Raw genomic sequence first — 17741 nt, 5'->3', positions numbered from 1 at the left:
CCCTACGATGGCGCGGTGGGCACGAGCGTGAGTGGCGAGGCCACGCAGCAGCGGATGCGCACCACGCCACCGTTCTCCCCGGCGGAGCCCCACGGGGCCCGGCGTCGCGCCGTCCTGGCGGTCGTCGTGTGGTCCGTCGTGCTGGCCGCCGCCCTGGCGTCGGCGCTGCGGGCGGGGGCACCTCCGGTCGACGTCGCCCGTTCGCTCCTCTACTGGGCGGGGGCCCTCGTCCTCCCCGGTACCGTCGTGCTCAAGGCGCTCGTCGGGACGCGCGGCTCGTGGCTGGCCGACCTCGCCTGTGGCGCCGGGCTGGGGCTCGTCCTCGAGCTCTTCGCCTGGGTCGGGGCGAGCCTCACCGACCTCAGGGGGCTGCTCTGGGCCTGGCCGCTGGCGACCGCGTCGGTGCTGCTGCTCCCCCGTGCCCGTGCCCGGGTGCTCCGTCGTCCGCCCCACCGCGCCGCCGCGGGCCCGACGGTGGCCACCGGCGTCGCGGCCCTGCTGGCCGTGTGGCACCTCGACTCCTCGTTCATGGACAGCTGGGCCCTGCCGCCGAGCGGCCGGCCGTGGTTCCAGGACCTGCTGTGGCACATGGGCCTCGTCCACGAGGCCATGCGGTCCTTCCCCCTCGGCACGCCGCAGGTGGTCGGGGACGGTCTGCTGCAGTACCACTGGTTCAGCGACGCACACCTGGCGGCGCAGGCCCTCATCACCGGCACTGCGGTCCCGGTCGTCGTGCTGCGGACGTGGTTCATGCCCGTGGCCGTCCTGTTCGTCGCCCTGACCGCGGTGCTCGGCGCCCGCCTGTCGCGCAGCGACTGGGGAGGGGCCGGGGCCGCCCTGCTCGTGTCGTCCATCCTGTCGGCCCCCTTCTGGCCGGGCATCGTCACCGCCGGCAACCACCTCAACCCGTTGTCCCCGTCGCAGCTCTACGCGCTGCCTCTCACCGTCCTGTTCGTGCTCGTCCTGTGCGAGATCGTCGGAGCACCCACGAGACCCGTGACCCGTCCCTCCCCCGGGCTCGTCGTGGTCGCCGTGCTGCTGGCCGTGGGCTGCGCCGGCGCCAAGAGCAGCGCGCTGCCCGTGGTCCTGGGCGGTGTCGTCACCAGCCTGCTCGTCGCCCTCGTGATGAGGCGGCGGCGCCTCGTGCTGGCCGTGACCGCGGCCGCGCTGGCCGTCGTCACGCTGGCGGGACTGCGTCTCGTCGCCGGTGGCGGCGCCAGCTCGGGCTTCCAGCTGCTCTCCGCGATGTCGCTGCTGCCCCCGTACCGCACCCTCGTCACGGCGAAGCCCGACCTCGACCGGCCGTGGCTGGACGGGCTCGTGCACACTCCCGGGGTCGGGCCGCTGCTGCTCGTCGCGCTGGCCCTGGCGCTATCCATCGCCTACGTCCGCCTGCTGTCGTTCGTCCTGCCGTTCCTGCAGCGGTCCCTCAGACGCGACCTGCGCGCCTGGCTGCTGGCCGGGACGTGCGCCGTGTCCGTGGTGCCGTTCCTCGTCCTGTCGCACACGGGCTACAGCCAGTTCTACTTCGTGCAGGGCGCGATCCCCTTCGGCGCCGTCCTGTGGGTGTGGTCGCTCGTCGAGCTGGTCCGCCGGTCGCCCGGCAGCAGGCAGGTGACGGTGGCGGCGCTCGCGGTGGGCGCGCTCGTCACGGCCGTGGTGGGCCAGATGGCCCTGTCGGCGCCGCGGGCCACGGACCGGACTGCGGTCCTGGCCAGCCTGTCGACGTTCGTGCTCCAGGTCGGGGCCGTCGCCGCCGCACTGCTCGTCGTCCTCGCATTCGCATTGTCGCGCAGACGCCGCGGTGACGCCCGTTGGGTCCCGGTGACGACGGCCCTGCTGCTCTCGCCGATCGTCGTCTCGGGTGTGCTGCTGACCGCGAACCGCCCTGACGCGCAACAGGTCTCGGCGTCGGTGCGACCGAGCGTCCAGGTGCTGGCGCAGACGCAGGCGGCGGAGTGGATCTCGAGACACGTGCCCGACGACGACCTGGTCGCGACCAACGACCACTGCAGCACCGGCAGCGGCCCGGCCTGCAACTCCCGGCAGTGGTGGCTGTCCGGCATCGCCGGGCGCCGGGTCCTCCTCGAGAGCTGGGGCTACACCCCCAGCGCCATGCGCCTCGAGCGGTTCGACGACCGGGCGCTCTACGACCTCAACCAGTCCGCCTTCGTCTCGCCGACACCCGAGGTGCTCGCCGCCCTCCGGCGGCGCGGCGTGTCGTGGCTCGTCGGGGAACGGTCGCCCGGCCTGACCGTCTCGCGCGACCTGGACCGACTGGCCGACCGTCGCTACGACAACGGCCGGGTCGTCGTCTACCGGCTGCGCTGACCCTGCGCGAGCTGCCGCCGCAACCGCAGGTCGGCCAGGGTCGCGGCCACCCCGGCCGGGAAGGTCGTGAGGGTCCGGTCGTCGAGATCGGTCCACACCCGCGAGACCATGCTGAGGTCGCGGGCCTGGACGCGGCTCGTGGGCGAGGCCCCGAGCACGACCGACGGGCGGGAGCGGAAGATGCGCCGCAGCTCGCCGATCACGGCGCCGATCGTCAGCGGACGCTGGCTCGCCAGCACCTTCGTCACGGTCCGGCCACCAGACCCACAGGACCCACGGGGACCCGGCTCGACGAGGCGGTCGCTCGCGTCGAGCAGGAGGGATGCGCAGTCCGGCGCGTAGAGGTAGTCGCGCAGGGTGTCCAACGACACCCAGATCGTCGCCGGTCGGCCCTCGAGGTGCGCCCAGCAGAGCTGCGAGACGAGGCCCTGCTGCTTCGTCAGGTCCTGGCCGGGTCCGTAGAGGTTGGCGATGCGCGCCACGAAGGCGGCACCCCCGTGCTCCTGCACCCACTGCGCCAGCATCGACTCGGCCGTGAGCTTGGCCTGGCCGTACGGGGCGAGCGGCCGGGTGGGCGACGATTCGTCGAAGGGCGAGGGTGACGACCCGGCATAGACCCCGCCCGCCGACGACGCGAAGGCGACGGAGCCGCGGGCGGCCCCGGGCGCCAGCGCGGCGAGCGTGGCCCCCCACATCGTCAGCTCGGTGTCGAGCTGGGCCTGCGAGGTCCCGGTGACCCCGGCACCCGCGCACCAGAGGACCTGCCAGTGGTCGGCCCGGGCGAGCAGCGCGGCGGCTCCCTCCTCGAGCGCCGCGCGAGCCCGGTCGGGGTCCGACCACGGGATCACCGGGCCGACGAACTCGGTGCGGCGCCCGGGCAGGGCGGCGCGCACGTGGCCTCCGAGCAGGCCGCCTCCCCCGACAACCCAGGTCAGCGGAGCCCCCGGGGCGACGGGTGGACCCGCTCCCATCACGAGGCGGGACGTCGGCCCAACGGGCCGTGAGCCGGGTCGCTGACGATGAGGTAGGGAGGCCTGCCCATGGCCATCCCGACCGCGACCCCGACGTACTCGGCGATGACGCCCAGCGAGAAGAGGATGGCACCGGTGCTGAGCAGCACGACGACCATGGTGGAGAGCCAGCCCTCCGGCGTCGCCGCCCCGAAGACCCCGGACACCAGCAGGTAGACAGCGAAGAGCATCCCGGCGACCCCGAAGACGACGCCCAGGGCGCTGACGACGCGCAGCCCGCGCGTGCCGCTCGACAGCACGAGGCGCCAGAAGTGGGAGAGCAGCCGTCGCAGGCTGTAGCCGGACGGGCGGTCGCCCTCGTCCCTCAGCAGCACGGGCACGTGGGACGTCCGACCCACGACCCACCCGAGGGCGACGTCGAGGTACACGCCGGCGCCGGCGTAGGCGGCCACGCTGCGGCCCAGCTCGCCGAGGACCAGGCGGTAGCTCTCGAAGGTGCGGACCGTGCCGCCCGCGAGGAAGGTGGCGAAGACGAGCTTGGCGCCTCGGGAGGCGAGGTTGCGCATCATCCCGTGCGGGGCGGGGTTGACCGGTGCGGCGTAGACGAGCTGGGACCCCTCCCGCAGGGCGGTGTCGACGAAGTCACCGATCTGTCCGGGGTCGTGCTGCCCGTCCTCGTCGAGGGTGACGATCCAGTCACCGTTGCTCGAGGCCATCCCCGCGAGCGTCGCGGAGTGCTGACCGAAGTTGCGGCTGAGCCAGATCGGCCTCGCCTCCGGGAACGCCTCCCCCAGGTCGGCGATGACGTCGGCGGACCCGTCCGGGCCGTTGTCGTGGACGAGCAGCCACTCGACCACCTGCCAGTCGTGACCGGCCTTCGTCGTCTGCACCTCTCGCAGCGCCATCACCTCGGCCGCCAGCGCCGGAAGCGTGGACGCCCCCCGGTAGACGGGCGTGACCACGGAGATGCGGTGGACTCGACCGTGGTCGGGAGGCTCTGTCACGCGGCAGAGCCTAGCCGCTGGCGACCCGCCCCCGGCCCAGCGTGCGAGCGGTGGGCGAGCCACACGTAGGCCGCTCGTCGCACGTACGCCATGCCCCGCGCCATCGTGTCGCCACGGACCAGGTCGGCCCGGCTGAGCAGGCCGGGGTTGTCGGCGGCCAGCCGGTGGTGGAAGTCGACCACCTGTCGGCTCTGCAGCGTCGCGAGCGAGACGCTCCACTGGGAGGCGCTGATGCGGAAGCTGGCGAGGGCCTCGTCGAGCGCGACGAAGTCGCCGTCGACGAGCAGGTTGCAGAAGGTCTGCTGGTCGATGACGAAGGGCTCCGACCCGGTCCAGCCGCCGATCGCGACGAGCGCCGACCGACGCACGAGGGCCGACGCCGGCTCGCCGAAGATGTTCGACCCGACGACGACGGCGCGACGCGCCGCCACCCGCCCGGGCACGAGCCCCCGGAGACCACCGAGGCCGCGCGCGCCGGTGATCCGCTCGCCGTGGGCGTCGATGAGGACTCGCCGGCTCGAGCACAGCACGGCCGTCGGGTGCTCGTCGAGCGCGGCCACCTGCTTCTCGAGGCAGGTGGGCGCGATGAGGTCGTCGCCGCAGACCAGCTTGACGTAGTCACCCCTCGCCTCGGCCGTCACCCGCGCCCAGTTGGCCGGTGCGCCTCCCCCCGGCGGGGTCACGAGCAGACGCACGCGGGGGTCGGCGGTGAACTGCTGCAGGCGCTCCCACGTCCCGTCGGTGCTCGAGTGGTCGGCGACGACGAGCTCGAAGTCCGTCAGGGTCGACGCGAGGATCGACCGGACGGTCTCCTCGACCACCTCGGCGTTGTTGTACGTCGGCACGACGACCGACACCCGGGGGCTCACGACCGCTCCGGTGACGACAGCGGCCCGGGCGAGGCTGGCTCGCGGCCGCGCCCGGTCGGCGCCGCGCCCACGGCCGGGTCGACGGCCGGGTCGACGGCCGGGTCGACGGCCGGGTCGGCGGCCGGGCGGCGGAACGAGAAGGTGTTGTGGCCCACCCAGCTGACCACGGTCGTCACCAGCGTGATCAGCAGCTGGGCCGGCACCGGCCGCCACCCGGCGCCGTCGACGAGCAGCCCCAGGAGCACGACGTTGACGCCGAAGGCGGTCACGCTGACGCTGCTGTAGCGCACGAGGTCGCCCCACACCCGCCCGCGCACGCGGAAGACGAGGGTGCGGTGCAGCACGAACGCACAGAGCACCGCGCAGACGTAGGTGAGGACGAGGCCGAGGTAGTGGCCCCGGTTGCCCCACCACGACCCGACCAGGTGGTCGAAGAGCACGAACCACAGGGCACCGACGACCGTGTTGACCCCGCCGACGAGGAGGAAGGCCAGCCGGCGGTCGCGGACGACGCGCAGGAGCGGGCCGTCGTCGTTCGAGCGGGACACCGACGTCGGGTCGGTCGGTGTCAGCGGCTCGGAGGGGTCGGGCACCGGGTCATCCTACGGGCAGGCGGGACCCCACCTCGGCGACCGTGACGGCCGGTGGCAGCAGCGCGTCGAGCAGCGAGTGCTGCCTCGCGCTCAGGGTGGCGTCGAGCCGGGTGAGGCCGGGTGTCGTCACCCGCAGCACCCGTGTGCCGTGGATGGCGCGGATGTTGAGCATGGCCGTGCTGTTGGCCCCGATGAGCAGGTCGGCCCGGGCGATGCGTCGGTCGAACTCCGCGGCCGAGCGCTTCGTCATGATCCAGGCGTCGCCGTAGCGGGCCGGGTCGTCACGCGGGTGCGGCCGGATGCCGAGGGCGTAGCCGGCGTCCTCACAGGCGGTCCGGAGATCGTACACGTGCCGCGCGTGCTCGTCGGGCGTCATCGCGCCGAGCTCGACCCAGGGCTGGGTGAGGTAGACGACGGTGGGCCGTTCGAGTCGCTGGTCGTCGAGGTGGCGCCGGAACTCGGCCGCCACCTTCTCGTGCACGACCCAGCCCTTGCGCCGGCGCTCGTAGAGCGACCAGCGGACGTCGGGCACCACGGCGTTGGCGGCGGCGACGGCCGCCGCCCGGACGGTGGCCCGGGGCTCGGCCCCGCCCTTGCGCAGGTAGGCCGCACGGCGGCTGCGCAGGTTGCCGTAGCTGCCGAGCCCCTCGTCGACGACGACGACGAGCGGCTTGCGGCCCCACCGGCTCTGCAGCAGCCGCGACAGGGCTCGCGTGCCCGGGGCGCCGATCGAGAGCAGCACGCAGTCGGGGCCGACGGTGCGCCACCACGACGACGTCGGGTCGGCCATGACCACGGACAGCCGCTCGTCGCGCGGCAGAAGACCGCGGATCTCGTTGTCGCCGAACGACGCCCGCAGCTCGTCGGTCGGCAGCACGAGCAGCCGGATGCCCTCGATGTCCTTGTCCTTCTTGAGCCGGCGGCGCAGGTACGAGCTGGCGTAGACGAGGTGGGTGAGTGACTGCACCCCCGTGAGGACGACGTCGACGTACCGGGGCATGGCGGGGGTCGGACTCTCAGACGATCGGTGGGCGACCGGCGCGCGTCAGGCGCGCGACGGTGTGCCAGGACATGGGACGCCGCTCACCGGCATCCGACCGGACGCCCTCCGCGAGCCCACGGAACCACGTGGACAGCCGGCGCGGTTCGCGCACGCGCACGACGGTGATGGCCGCCCAGGTCGCGACGTAGAGGAACGACAGCGGGTGCGGCAGGTTGCGCTTGGCGACCCACACCCGGTTGCGGGCGTTCATCCGGTAGAAGACCGCGTGGCGCGAGGGCTGCGTGGCGGGGTGGTTCACCTCGACGTCGGGTCGGTACACGAGGCGCCACCCGGCGTCGACGAGGCGGAAGGCGAGGTCGATGCCCTCGTGGCCGTACCAGAAGTGGCCGGGCCAGCCGCCGACGGCGTCGAAGGCGGAGCGGCGCACGACGCAGACGGCCTCCCAGAAGACGACGACGTCGCCGTCACGGCCCCCGTCGCCGGTCCTGAGGCGCGGCACCCAGCGGCGCGGGCTCGGCAGGCCGGTCGGATCGACGCCCCGGGGCTGCACGAGGGCGACGGAGGGGTCGTCGAAGGTGGTGACGAGGCGGTGCAGCACGTCGGGGGTCGGGAGCGCGGCGTCGTCGTCGTAGAAGAAGACGAGGTCGCCGCGGGCGTGCGCGGCGCCGACGTTGCGCCCCTCGGGGATGCCGACGTTCTCGGGCAGGTGCACGGTGCGCACGCCGTCGGGCAGGTCGACCGGGTCCCAGCCGTTGCCGACCACGACGACGTCGAGCTCGACCCCCTGCTGGTCGAGCAGGGACTCGAGCGCCCGGGCCAGCTCGGCGGGACGGTTGCCCATCGAGAGCACGACGGCGGCGACGCTGGCTCGGGCCGACATCGCTGCTCCTGTCGTTCACGTAGACGTGACGTGCTCGTGATCGCGCGGCCGGGTCGCCGCAACTCGATGGTGATTCTATGGCAGGCGAATCGGCCACCCCGTGCACGAGCCGTGAATGCGCGACGACCTACAGGAGTACGACACGTGTCGACCGTCCAGAACGAGCCCGCCCCCCGCGACAGTGCCGTGCGCGGTGGCACCGATGGACACCCCGCCGACCTCGCGCTCGACGACGTCTCGGGCGCCACCGTGCTCGTCGGCGAGATGCTCGAGTGGTCGGACCTGGAGCACCTGGACGCGCCCCTCGCCGCGCTGGAGGTCCTCACCCCGCTGCTCGAGTCACGCCCCGGGTCACGCGTGCTGCTCGCCGGCCCCCGCGCGGCCCTGCTCGTCGCCTCGGTCGGGAGCGCGGCCCGGGTCGACGTCGTCACCCGGTCGCTGCCGGACACCCGCGCCGTCGGTGACCTCGCCGGGCTCCGCGACGGCGTCCGCCTGCACGTCGGCGGGATCGACGCTTTCACGGGCGCCGGGCGCTACGACGCCGTCGTGGCCCTCGGTGGCCCCGAGCGGCTGCTCGGCCCCGACTCGCGCGGCATGGGCGCGGCCGAGCTGCTCGCCCACCTCGGCGGGCTCCTCACGCCCGGCGGGCTGCTCGTCGCCGACCTCGCCAACGAGCTCGGCCTCGACGACCTCGTCGCCGGGCGCCCCGCTCCCGACCTCGACACGGATGCCGCGTGGCACGTCGGTGCCGACGGTTTCGACACGCGCCACCTCTACCCGCGCGAGCGCCGTGCGGTGCTCGAGGATGCCGGTCTGCGCGAGATCGCCTGTTACGCGGCGCTGCCCACGATCGACACCCACCGCGTGCTCGTGCTCGACCGGCCAGGCGCGCCGGACGACGGCGTGGACGTCGACGGTCTCGCCGTCACCGCGGCGGCGTCGGCCCTCGACCGCCACCTCGCCGACGGCCCGCAGCTGCGCGAGCCGCGCCCCACCGTCGCTCGGGCGGTCGGCGCCGGCCTGCTCACCGAGCTGTCACCGGCCTGGCTCGTCGTGGCCGTCAAGGACGCCGACGGGACGGCGGTCAGCAGGGCGGGCGTGGACGCGGGCACACGAGAGCGCGCGGCCGACGAGAGCGAGCCCACCGGCATCCGGGCTCTCCCGGACCGGGCGGCGCTGCCCGTGCTCGTCGACGTCGAGCCGGCAGGGCACTGGTCGGTGCTCACCGTCGTCGGCGCGGACGGCCGGCGACGACGCCGGTGGGCCGACGGGTCCGCCGCCGACGAGCGGAGCGAGGGCGCGCTCGTGCGTCGCCTCCCCGCCGACGACGTCCCCCCGGTCGGGCCGACCCTCGAGGACGCGCTGCGGGCCGCCTGTGCGAGCCGACAGCACACGCGGGTGCGGGCGGCGGTGCAGCGCTACGCCGACTGGCTGACCGACGAGGAGGCCTGGGCGGGGCGCGCGACGGGCAGGGCGTGGGCCGTCCCGGCCGACGTCGTCGACGAGAGCGGGTCGCTGCGGCCGGCCGACGACTCGTGGGGCCTCGGCACCCCCGTCACCGCCGACGAGGCCCTCGTGCACGGGCTGCGCCACTTCGCCGCGCGGCTGCTCGGCAGCGCCTCCGTGCACCCGTGGCGCTCGGACACCACGCCCGACGAGCTCACCGTGACGCTCGCCTCGATGGTGGGGCTCACGGTCGGGGTCGCCGACCTCGAGTCGGCGGCGCGGCTCGACGGGTCGGTACAGGCCCTCGTGGCGGGCACGCCCGAGCTCGTGGCCGAGCTGGCCGACGACTCGCTCGCCCGCGGACGGTTCGCCCGCGACCTCCCGGTGCGCGACGCCACCGGGTACCGCGAGCTGCTCGCCCACGACCGCACCCAGGCCCGCGCCCTGCGCGAGAAGCAGGGCCAGGTGGCGTGGCTGGAGGGCACGCTGCGCCACCGCGACCGCTACATCCGGCGGCTCGAGCGCATCATCGAGAACCACGAGGAGACGCTCACCTACCGCACGGTGCAGGCCCTGCGGACGCCGCGCCGGGTCGCCACCGCGAAGGCGGTGTCGGCGGCCAAGACGACGGCGAACGAGGTGCTGCCGCCCGACGCGATGTCCAAGGCTCGGCAGCTCGCCGCCCGGGTGCTCAGGTGAGCCGGGCGGGGTCGAGCACCCCGTAGCTGATGACGAGGGGGCCGGCGCCGTCGTCGAGGGTCGTCGTGACCACCGCGACGGTGCCCGCCTCCACACCGCCGCCCCCGGGCGCGAGGTCGCCGGGCGCGACGTCGCCGTCGGCCACCCAGTCGACCGTCGTCACGAACGTGATGATGGGGATGCCGCGCAGCTTGGCCCGCACCTCTGCCCGGGTCCAGGCAGCCCAGAACACCTGCGGCGCAATGGAACCCGTACGGCGCTGCAGCGCCGGCGGCACCGCGGCACGGAGCGGCTCGGCGTCCACGGCGTACATGCGCGGCGCCCGCCCGACCGGCTGCCAGCACAGGGCGCGCCCGTCGGGCAGGTACGAGTGGGCGCCCCGGTCACAGCGGTGCCCGGCACGGTCGGCCACGACCCGTGCGGGGGTGAGCCGGACGGCATCCGCCAGCCACTCCCCCGCGACCGCGCGCGGCGTCGGGTCCGCGCGCGGCTCAGATGCTGTTGCCACCGTCGACGGTGATGACCTGGCCGTTGATGTTCGTGTCGTCGAAGAGCAGCGTGTGCACGACCGGCACGATGTTCTCGGGTTCGACGAGCCGGCCCGACGGCGTGCGGCGGGTGATCGTGTCGAGCTGGGTCTGGCCCAGCACCGAGCTCATCTCCGACGCGAAGAACCCCGGCGCCACGCTGTTGACGAGCGCCCGACCGTGCATCTCGCGGGCCAGCGTGCGCATCGCGCTGTCGAGCCCGCCCTTCGTCGCGGAGTAGGCGACGAGGCCCGAGTACCCGCGCTGGGCGCACACGGACGTGACCATGACGATGCGGCCCTTGTTGCCCTTGGCCATGATGCGCCGCAGCACCGCCCGCGCGAGCAGCAGCGGCGCCGTGAGGTTGGTCTCGATGATGCGGGCGATCTGCTCGGGTGAGGTGTGCACGTGCAGGCTGTCCTGGCCCACGGCGGCGTTGTTGACGAGCGCGTCGATGGGGCCGAGCCTCGCCTCGGCCTCCTTGAGGAAGGCGTTGACGGCCTTGACGTCGGTGACGTCGACGGCCGCCGCGTGCACCCGGTCGGGCTGCTCGGCGGCGAGGCGCTCCAGCTCGGGCGTGACGCTGCGGGCGAAGGCGGCGACCCTGGCGCCGGACGCGAGGACGTCCTCGACGATCGCGAGGCCGAGGCCACGCGACCCGCCGGAGACGACGACGACGGTGGCGGGGGCGATCGGTTCGGTGCGGTCAGACATCGCTCTTCAGGCTCTCCTTGATCGGGATCTGGTCGAGGAACCGCACCCGACGGGGCACGGCGTGGTCGGGCAGCCGGTCGGTGCACCACGCACTGAGGTCGGCCTCGGTGAGGGGGTCGGTGCCGGGGCCGTCAGTGCGCACCGGCACGACGTCGGCGGTGACGATGCTGCCGACGATCGGAGCCCGGCGACCGCGCACGGCGGCCCAGGCGACCCGGGGGTGGTCGAGCAGCACGGCGCGCACCTGCGCCGCCGACGCCTTGGCCCCGCCGACGTTGATCTCGTCACTCGCGACGCGGCCCGGCAGCAGCACGCGCCCGTCGACGACCTCGGCGCGGTCGCCCGTGCGCAGGACGTCGTCGACACCGGCGCCACGCCGGGGTGAGGCGATGACGAGCTCTCCGTCGACGACGTCGAGCCGGGCCCGGCCCTCCTGCTGCCGACCGAGCCACGCGGCGGGGAAGCCGGCGAGCCCGTCGTGCACGGCGATGGAGGCACCCGCCTCGCTCGAGGCGTAGATCCACGACACCCGGGCCGCGGGGAACAGCTCGGTGAGGCGGGTGAGGATGGCCTGGTCGACGGGCTCGCCGCCGAGGGTCACCTGCTCGAGCGGCAGCGCCGCGACGGCGTCCGGGTCGCGGTAGAGCGCCTGGCGCCAGAACGTCGGCGTCCCGGAGGCCGCGGTGACGCCCACCTCGAGCGCCCGCGCGGGCCACGTGTCGAGCTCGTCGGGCTCGACGAAGAGGATGTCCTGGCCCGGGTGGCGAAGCCCCAGCGTCACGACCTGCCACCAGGCGTACGCCCCGTGGGCGTAGGGGCACAGCCAGGTGCGCGGCGGCTGCTCGCCGCCGACCGTCGTCAACGAGTCGAGGGTGTGGGCGACGCGCTTGGGTCGCCCGGTGCTGCCACTCGTCAGCAGCCACACCCGCCCCGGCACCGGCTCACGGTCCGTCGTCGGGGATGTCACCTCGACCGGGCCGCCGGTCGTGTCGCCCACGTCGGCCGCGTCACCCGTGTCGGCCGAGCCACCGACGTCGACGACGTCGACGACGGCCAGCCCCTCGGCCCGCAGCTCGTCGCGCAGGTCGGCGGTCAGCCGTGAGCGCCCGGCCACGAGCAGCTCGTGAGCGCCGTCGGCCGCCGTGCGGACGGCCCGCACCGCGTCGAGGTGGTGACGCGCGGCGAGCGCCGACGACGGGGGCAGCGGGAGGGACTGAAGCTGCTCCCACGTGCCGTCGAAGTCCTGCGTCACGACCCGGTTGCCGGCAGCGTGGCCCGCCGGCGACGGGCTCACGAGGACTGCAGCTGCTCGAGGAAGTCGAGCACGTCCGAGACCGTCGCGATGCGTCGCAGCTCGGGGGCGTCGAAGTTCAGCTCGTCGTCGATCTCGTCCTCGACGCGCAGGGCCAGCTCGGAGAAGTCGAGGGATCGGAAGCCGATTTCCTCCAGGTTCACCTGCTCGTCATCTGGCATCTGCTTTCCTTGCGCCGCAAGGACTTCCGCCATCAGGGTCCGGATCTGGTCGCGGCTCAGGGTGCTCATTTTTCCCTCGTAAGGTGGGGGTCGGGCCGTCCGCTAGTTTAGCCACAGACGGTCCTCGCACCCCGCCGGCACCCGTCCCCGAACCCCTCGACCGGAGGCCTCGATGCTCCGCCCCGCGACCGACGACGACCTCGTCCCGATGCGCTCGTGGCGCAACCATCCGCAGGTGCGCGAGGTGTCGCTCACCCAGCACGAGATCGGCGAGCAGGAGCACCGGTCGTGGTGGGAGCGCACCCGTGACGACCCGACCCGGCTCGTCCTCGTCTACGAGCGCCACGGCATCCCCTCGGGTGTCGTCACGTTCTTCGACATCGACCACGCCGCGCGGTCGGCCTGGTGGGGGTACTACCTCGACAACGCGGGCCTCGGAGAGCGCGGTGAGCTGCTGCCGGCGTGGATGGAGATCCAGCGTCAGGCCGTCCGCCACGCGTTCGGCGACCTCGGCCTTCGTGTGCTCGAGGGCGAGGTGCTGGAGCAGAACGAGGCGGTGCGACGGTTCAACCGCCGCAACGGGTTCGAGGAGGTCTCGCGCGACGTGCGGGAGATCGACGGACGAGAGGTGGCCGTGTGGCACGTGCGCGCGGTCGACGACAGCGAGAGGCCCACGACGTGACGAGCAGCCAGCCCACCCACCCCACGATCGAGATCGGCGGCGTGCCCGTCGGTCGCGACCACGAGCCGTTCATCATCGCCGAGATGTCCGGCAACCACGACGGGTCGCTCGACAAGGCCCTCGACATCGTCCGCGCCGCGGCCGCGGCGGGCGCGCACGCGGTCAAGCTGCAGACGTACACGGCGCAGACCATCACCCTCGACGTCGACTCCCCCGAGTTCCGGCTCAGCGACGACCACCCCCTCTGGGGCGGGCGACGGCTGCACGACCTCTACGAGGAGGCGCACACGCCGTGGGAGTGGCACGAGCCGGTGTTCTCCCTCGCCCGTGAGCTGGGCATGCTCGCCTTCTCCAGCCCCTTCGACCCCACGGCCGTCGAGTTCCTCGAGGGGCTGGGCGTGCCCGCGTACAAGATCGCCTCGTCGGAGATCGTCGACCTGCCGCTCATCCGGTTGGCGGCGGGCACGGGCAAGCCGATCATCATCTCGACGGGCATGGCGTCCGTCGGCGAGATCCACGCCGCCGTCGAGGCGGCGCGCTCGGTCGGCAACGAGCAGGTCATCGTGCTGTCGTGCACCGCCAGCTACCCCGCCGACCCGTCGGCGTCGAACCTGCGCGGCATCCCCGTCATGCAGGACGCGTTCGGCACGCCCATCGGCCTCTCCGACCACACGATGGGCGTCGGGGCCGCGGTGGCCTCGATCGCCTTCGGCGCCGTGCTCGTCGAGAAGCACGTCACCCTGTCGCGCGACGAGGGCGGCGTCGACAGCGACTTCTCCCTCGAGCCCGACGAGCTGGCCCTGCTCGTCTCCGAGACGAAGGTGGCCTGGCAGGCGCTCGGTGAGCCGCGCATCGGCGCCCGCGAGTCCGAGCGCGAGGGGCTGCGCTTCCGCCGCTCCCTCTTCGTCGTCGAGGACGTGCAGGAGGGCGAGCCGGTGACAGCCCGCAACGTCCGCTCGGTGCGTCCGTCGACGGGCCTGGCCCCCGACACGTTCTCGCTGCTGGAGGGACGCACGTTCCGCCGCAGCGTCGCCCGCGGCACGCCCATGAGCTGGGACCTCGTCTGACACCCCGTCGAGGGGCTGTCAGACCCCGTCGGGAGGGCACACCGGGGCCGGTCGCCGGTGGCGCCGGCGGCCGGCCTCAGTCGCGGTCGGGCGCCGACGCCGTCGCCACCCGCTCGGCGGTCGGATCCACAGGTGACCGGTTCGAGGATGCCGTCCCGCCCGGTTCCGTCACGACGGTGGCCACGGGCGCCCCGCCCTCCACGACGTCGGACGGCGACAGTGTCGGTGACGACGGCGTGGAGCCCGTCGCGACCTCGGTCTGCGCGCGCTCGGCCGACCGACCGGCATCCGTCACGTTGTCCGTCACGGCGTCCGTCACCGCGTCCGTCACGGCGACCGTCACAGCGTCCGTCACCGAGACCGTCCCGACCACGGGCTCGGCGTCGGCCGGCGACCGGTGGCTGTCGGCGCGGTGCCGGGCCCGGCGACCGCGACGGGGGCCGCGACCCGCGGGTGTCAGCCCGGGTGCGGGGGGCGGGGGCCCGGGTGCGTCGATCTCGGCGTGCCACCCGAAGACGTCGATGACCTCCTCGGGCCGCAGCACGGTGTCCCCGCCGAGCTCGCTCAGCGCGACGTCGGCGGCGTAGCCGGCGGGGACCGACTCCTGGTGCATCGCCGGCCACATCCGCCGGGGCCGCCCGATGCCTCCGAGCACGGCGTGGTCGGACTCGAGCTCCATGGGGTCGCCGTAGATGCCGACCTCGACCCCCGCCGCGGCGGCGTAGAGGACGGCGCTGCTCATCCGGTTGCTCACGACTCGACGGTGCGTGCGGATCTCGTGCAGCTGGCGGTAGAGGAAGGCGACGTCGGTGTCCTGCCACAGGTAGCCCCGCTGGCCGTGCGTGATGACGCGGACACCGGCGTCCTCGTACTCACGCCTCACCTTGGGGTTGTCGTACTCGTTCCAGTGCAGGCACACGGTGAGGGGCACGTCGCCCTCGGTGGCACGGATCTCGGCCAGGTAGTCGGCGTGGCTGCCGACCACCTGCTGGCCCTCCCACCCGTGGAAGGGGTAGACGATCGTGCCGCTCGGCTCGACCGGGGAAGGGGCCGTCACAGGTGCCGTCCTGCTCGAGTTCAACTGCACCGCTGGCGAGTCCGTGGTGCGCTCGAGGTCGAGGAGGTAGAGCCACGGGGCGCCGACGACCTCGTAGCCGCGCAGGCCCGCCGCCCAGCTACGTCGCGAGCAGGCCTGTGACCAGACGAACTTCGGGTAGCCCTTGGCGAACACCGTTCCCACGGCGAACCCGTCGTGCATGTTCCAGCCGTGCTGCAGGTAGCCCCAGATACGGGGCGGGTGCTCGAGCCCGACGTACCGGGCCATGATGTGGGCGTGGCCGTAGAAGTGGTTGGCGTGGTGCACGCGTCAGCCCCGGACGGCGCGGCGGACGGAGTCGGCGACCCGGTCGACGTCGTCGTCGGTGAGGCCGACATGCATCGGCAGCGACAGCTCCTCCGCGTAGAAGGCCTCCGCGTTCGGGCACAGGCCACGGCGCAGACCAAGGTCCTCGAAGAGGGGGTGCCGGTAGACCGGCAGGTAGTTGACCTGGACCCCGATGCCGTCGGCGCGCATCGCCTCGAACACCTCGCGGCGACGGCCCTCGAGCACCCGCAGCGGGTAGAGGTGCCAGATGGGGTCGACGTGGTCGCGGCGCGTGGGCAGGCGCACGCCGTCGAGGTCACCGAGAGCCTCCGCGTAGCGCACGAAGATCTCGGCCCGTCGCGCCTTGAAGGCAGCGAGCCGGCGCAGCTGGCTGGTCCCCAGGGCGGCAAGCACGTCGGGGAGCCGGTAGTTCAGGCCCCACTCGTGCACCTCCTGGTGCCACGGACCCTCGTCCGGGTGACGCATCTCGTCGCGGTCGCGCACGAGCCCGATGAAGTGGAACCGGTGCGCCCGCTCCCCCAGCGCGGCATCGGTCGTGGCCACCGCGCCGCCCTCTGCCGTCGTCATGTTCTTCGTCGGGAAGAACGAGAACGTCGTGAGGTCGGCGAGGGAGCCGACCGGGCGCCCCCGGTAGGTCGAACCGATGGAGTGGGCGGCGTCCTCGAGCAGCAACGTGCCTGTGCGAGAGGCGATCTCGTTGAGAGCGTCCGCCTCGATGGGATGACCCGCGTAGTCGACCCCGGCGATGACCTTGGTGCGGTCGGTGACGAGCGCGTCGACGGCGGCCGGGTCGATGTTGGCGGTGTCCTCCTCGACGTCGGCGAAGCGGACGGTCGCACCGAGGGCGAGGGCGCTCGACGCGGTCGCGACGAACGTCATCGGAGTCGTCACGACCTCGTCCCCCGGCCCGACGCCGGCGGCCGCGTACGCGACGTGCAGCGCGGCCGTGCCGCTCGTCACGCTGACGCACCGGGTGGCGCCGCTCAGCCGCTCCAGGTCCTGCTCGAAGCGCGCCACCGCCGGACCGGTCGTCAGCCAGTCACCGCGCAGCACGTCGACGACGGCCGCGATGTCGCTCTCGTCGACCGACTGCCGCCCGTAGGGGATCACGCGGTCACTCCTGGCCCTCGAGCATCGCGACCATCTCCTCGCCGGTGAACCACTGGTCGTTGTTGTCCGACGTGTAGTGGAACCCGGCCGGCACCGGCTCCCCGCCCACGGGCGGCTCGTACCCCCAGGACGCGAGGTCGGGCTGGAGCACGTATCGGTCGCCGAGGCGCAGCGCACGGCGCCCTTCCTCGGCGGAGATCATCTCCTCGTGCAGCTTCTCGCCGGGTCGCAGCCCGATCTCGTGCATCTCGGCGCCCGGGGCGACGGCCTGGGCGAGGTCGGTGATCTTCATCGACGGGATGCGCGGCACGTAGAGCTCACCGCCCTGCATCGACTCGAACGAGTCGGTCACGAACTTCACCGCCTGGGGCAGCGTGATGAAGAAGCGGGTCATCCGCAGGTCGGTGATGGGCAGCGACCGGCCCTGCTCGGCGAGCTTGCGGAAGAAGGGGATGACCGACCCGCGTGAGCCCATGACGTTGCCGTAGCGCACCACGCAGAAGCGGGTCGGGTAGGCCGCGGCGTAGTGGTTGCCGGTGATGAAGAGCTTGTCCGCGGTGAGCTTCGTCGCGCCGTAGAGGTTGATCGGCGAGCTCGCCTTGTCGGTCGAGAGGGCGACGACCTTCTTCACCCCGGCGTCGATGGCCGCCTCGATGACGTTCTGCGAGCCGATGACGTTCGTCTTGACGAACTCCCACGGGTTGTACTCCGCCGTGTCGACCTGCTTGAGAGCGGCGGCGTGCACGACGTGGTCGACGCCGTGCATGGCCCGGTCGAGGCGGTGCTGGTCACGGATGTCGCCGATGAACCACCGCAGGCGGGGGTCGTCGTCGAAGAGGTGGCGCACCTCGTACTGCTTGAGCTCGTCACGGCTGAACACGACGACCCGCTTCGGGTCGTGGTTCGCGAGCACGTCGGCGATGAAGGCCTTCCCGAACGATCCGGTCCCACCGGTCACGAGGATGGACGACCCCTCGAGAATGCCCAC

General features: G+C 73.3%; 17 protein-coding genes. 4 read left to right on the top strand and 13 right to left on the bottom strand.

The genetic code is table 11. The features are described from left to right. Positions 1-15: 15 nt before the first annotated feature. A complete protein-coding gene (locus DFJ68_RS03615; RefSeq protein ID WP_121031090.1) occupies positions 16-2331 on the top strand; it encodes a hypothetical protein in 2316 nt (771 codons plus the stop codon). Here the strand turns inward: DFJ68_RS03615 and DFJ68_RS03610 are convergent. The 6 genes from DFJ68_RS03610 to DFJ68_RS03585 are packed head-to-tail and all read right to left on the bottom strand — an operon-like array spanning position 2316 to position 7651. After that, positions 2316-3302 (bottom strand): NAD-dependent epimerase/dehydratase family protein, encoded by a 987-nt coding sequence (locus tag DFJ68_RS03610; RefSeq protein WP_121031088.1) that lies wholly within the window; start codon positions 3300-3302, stop codon positions 2316-2318. The genes DFJ68_RS03615 and DFJ68_RS03610 overlap by 16 nt on opposite strands. After that, positions 3302-4306, bottom strand: a complete 1005-nt coding sequence (locus DFJ68_RS03605) for a glycosyltransferase (RefSeq protein ID WP_211333261.1) — start codon at positions 4304-4306, stop codon at positions 3302-3304. Before DFJ68_RS03605 ends, DFJ68_RS03610 begins: the two co-directional genes overlap by 1 nt. After that, positions 4303-5175, bottom strand: a complete 873-nt coding sequence (locus DFJ68_RS03600) for a glycosyltransferase family 2 protein (RefSeq protein ID WP_121031086.1) — start codon at positions 5173-5175, stop codon at positions 4303-4305. Before DFJ68_RS03600 ends, DFJ68_RS03605 begins: the two co-directional genes overlap by 4 nt. Continuing rightward, complete coding sequence (locus DFJ68_RS03595; RefSeq protein ID WP_211333260.1) at positions 5172-5768, bottom strand: GtrA family protein; 597 nt, start codon at positions 5766-5768, stop codon at positions 5172-5174. Before DFJ68_RS03595 ends, DFJ68_RS03600 begins: the two co-directional genes overlap by 4 nt. A gap of 4 nt (positions 5769-5772) precedes the next feature. Next, on the bottom strand, positions 5773-6768 hold the full coding sequence (locus DFJ68_RS03590) for a polysialyltransferase family glycosyltransferase (RefSeq protein WP_121031084.1): 996 nt from the start codon (positions 6766-6768) through the stop codon (positions 5773-5775). 16 nt (positions 6769-6784) lie between these two features. Then, positions 6785-7651 carry a glycosyltransferase family 2 protein gene (locus DFJ68_RS03585; protein ID WP_170165694.1) on the bottom strand — a complete coding sequence of 289 codons (867 nt, stop codon included), beginning with the start codon at positions 7649-7651 and terminating at the stop codon, positions 6785-6787. Positions 7652-7795: 144 nt separating this feature from the next. Here DFJ68_RS03585 and DFJ68_RS03580 point away from each other — a divergent pair, with 144 nt between their 5' ends. After that, entirely contained in the window at positions 7796-9796 is a 2001-nt protein-coding gene (locus DFJ68_RS03580) for a hypothetical protein (protein WP_121031082.1), read from the top strand. On the opposite strand, the gene DFJ68_RS03575 is transcribed toward DFJ68_RS03580, so the two are convergent. From DFJ68_RS03575 to DFJ68_RS03560, 4 genes are read right to left on the bottom strand one after another with little or no spacing between them, the layout of a single operon-like run. After that, complete coding sequence (locus DFJ68_RS03575) at positions 9789-10304, bottom strand: hypothetical protein (protein ID WP_147431506.1); 516 nt, start codon at positions 10302-10304, stop codon at positions 9789-9791. The genes DFJ68_RS03580 and DFJ68_RS03575 overlap by 8 nt on opposite strands. Beyond that, positions 10288-11037: an SDR family NAD(P)-dependent oxidoreductase gene (locus DFJ68_RS03570; RefSeq protein WP_121031078.1), complete on the bottom strand. Its 750-nt coding sequence runs from the start codon at positions 11035-11037 to the stop codon at positions 10288-10290. Before DFJ68_RS03570 ends, DFJ68_RS03575 begins: the two co-directional genes overlap by 17 nt. Further along, positions 11030-12331, bottom strand: coding sequence for an AMP-binding protein (locus DFJ68_RS03565; protein ID WP_245963437.1), 1302 nt, complete (start codon positions 12329-12331; stop codon positions 11030-11032). Before DFJ68_RS03565 ends, DFJ68_RS03570 begins: the two co-directional genes overlap by 8 nt. Then, complete coding sequence (locus tag DFJ68_RS03560) at positions 12328-12579, bottom strand: acyl carrier protein (RefSeq protein WP_121031075.1); 252 nt, start codon at positions 12577-12579, stop codon at positions 12328-12330. The genes DFJ68_RS03565 and DFJ68_RS03560 overlap by 4 nt, the downstream gene beginning before the upstream one ends. Positions 12580-12682: 103 nt before the next feature. Here DFJ68_RS03560 and DFJ68_RS03555 point away from each other — a divergent pair, with 103 nt between their 5' ends. Next, entirely contained in the window at positions 12683-13192 is a 510-nt protein-coding gene (locus DFJ68_RS03555) for a GNAT family N-acetyltransferase (protein ID WP_121031073.1), read from the top strand. Continuing rightward, a complete protein-coding gene (gene pseI, locus DFJ68_RS03550; RefSeq protein ID WP_211333259.1) occupies positions 13189-14259 on the top strand; it encodes a pseudaminic acid synthase in 1071 nt (356 codons plus the stop codon). Before DFJ68_RS03555 ends, pseI begins: the two co-directional genes overlap by 4 nt. A gap of 76 nt (positions 14260-14335) precedes the next feature. On the opposite strand, the gene DFJ68_RS03545 is transcribed toward pseI, so the two are convergent. The 3 genes from DFJ68_RS03545 to pseB are packed head-to-tail and all read right to left on the bottom strand — an operon-like array spanning position 14336 to position 17741. Further along, positions 14336-15622: a hypothetical protein gene (locus DFJ68_RS03545; RefSeq protein ID WP_211333258.1), complete on the bottom strand. Its 1287-nt coding sequence runs from the start codon at positions 15620-15622 to the stop codon at positions 14336-14338. A gap of 3 nt (positions 15623-15625) precedes the next feature. After that, the gene (locus tag DFJ68_RS03540; protein ID WP_121031071.1) at positions 15626-16753 is read right to left on the bottom strand and encodes a DegT/DnrJ/EryC1/StrS family aminotransferase; all 1128 of its coding nucleotides are present in this window, start codon (positions 16751-16753) and stop codon (positions 15626-15628) included. 4 nt (positions 16754-16757) lie between these two features. Beyond that, positions 16758-17741, bottom strand: a complete 984-nt coding sequence (gene pseB, locus DFJ68_RS03535) for a UDP-N-acetylglucosamine 4,6-dehydratase (inverting) (RefSeq protein WP_121031069.1) — start codon at positions 17739-17741, stop codon at positions 16758-16760.

The sequence above is a fragment of the Terracoccus luteus genome, assembly GCF_003635045.1.
Lineage (GTDB): Bacteria > Actinomycetota > Actinomycetes > Actinomycetales > Dermatophilaceae > Terracoccus > Terracoccus luteus.
Note: the sequence above shows the minus strand (reverse complement) of the source record. Positions and strands in the feature narration are given on the sequence as shown.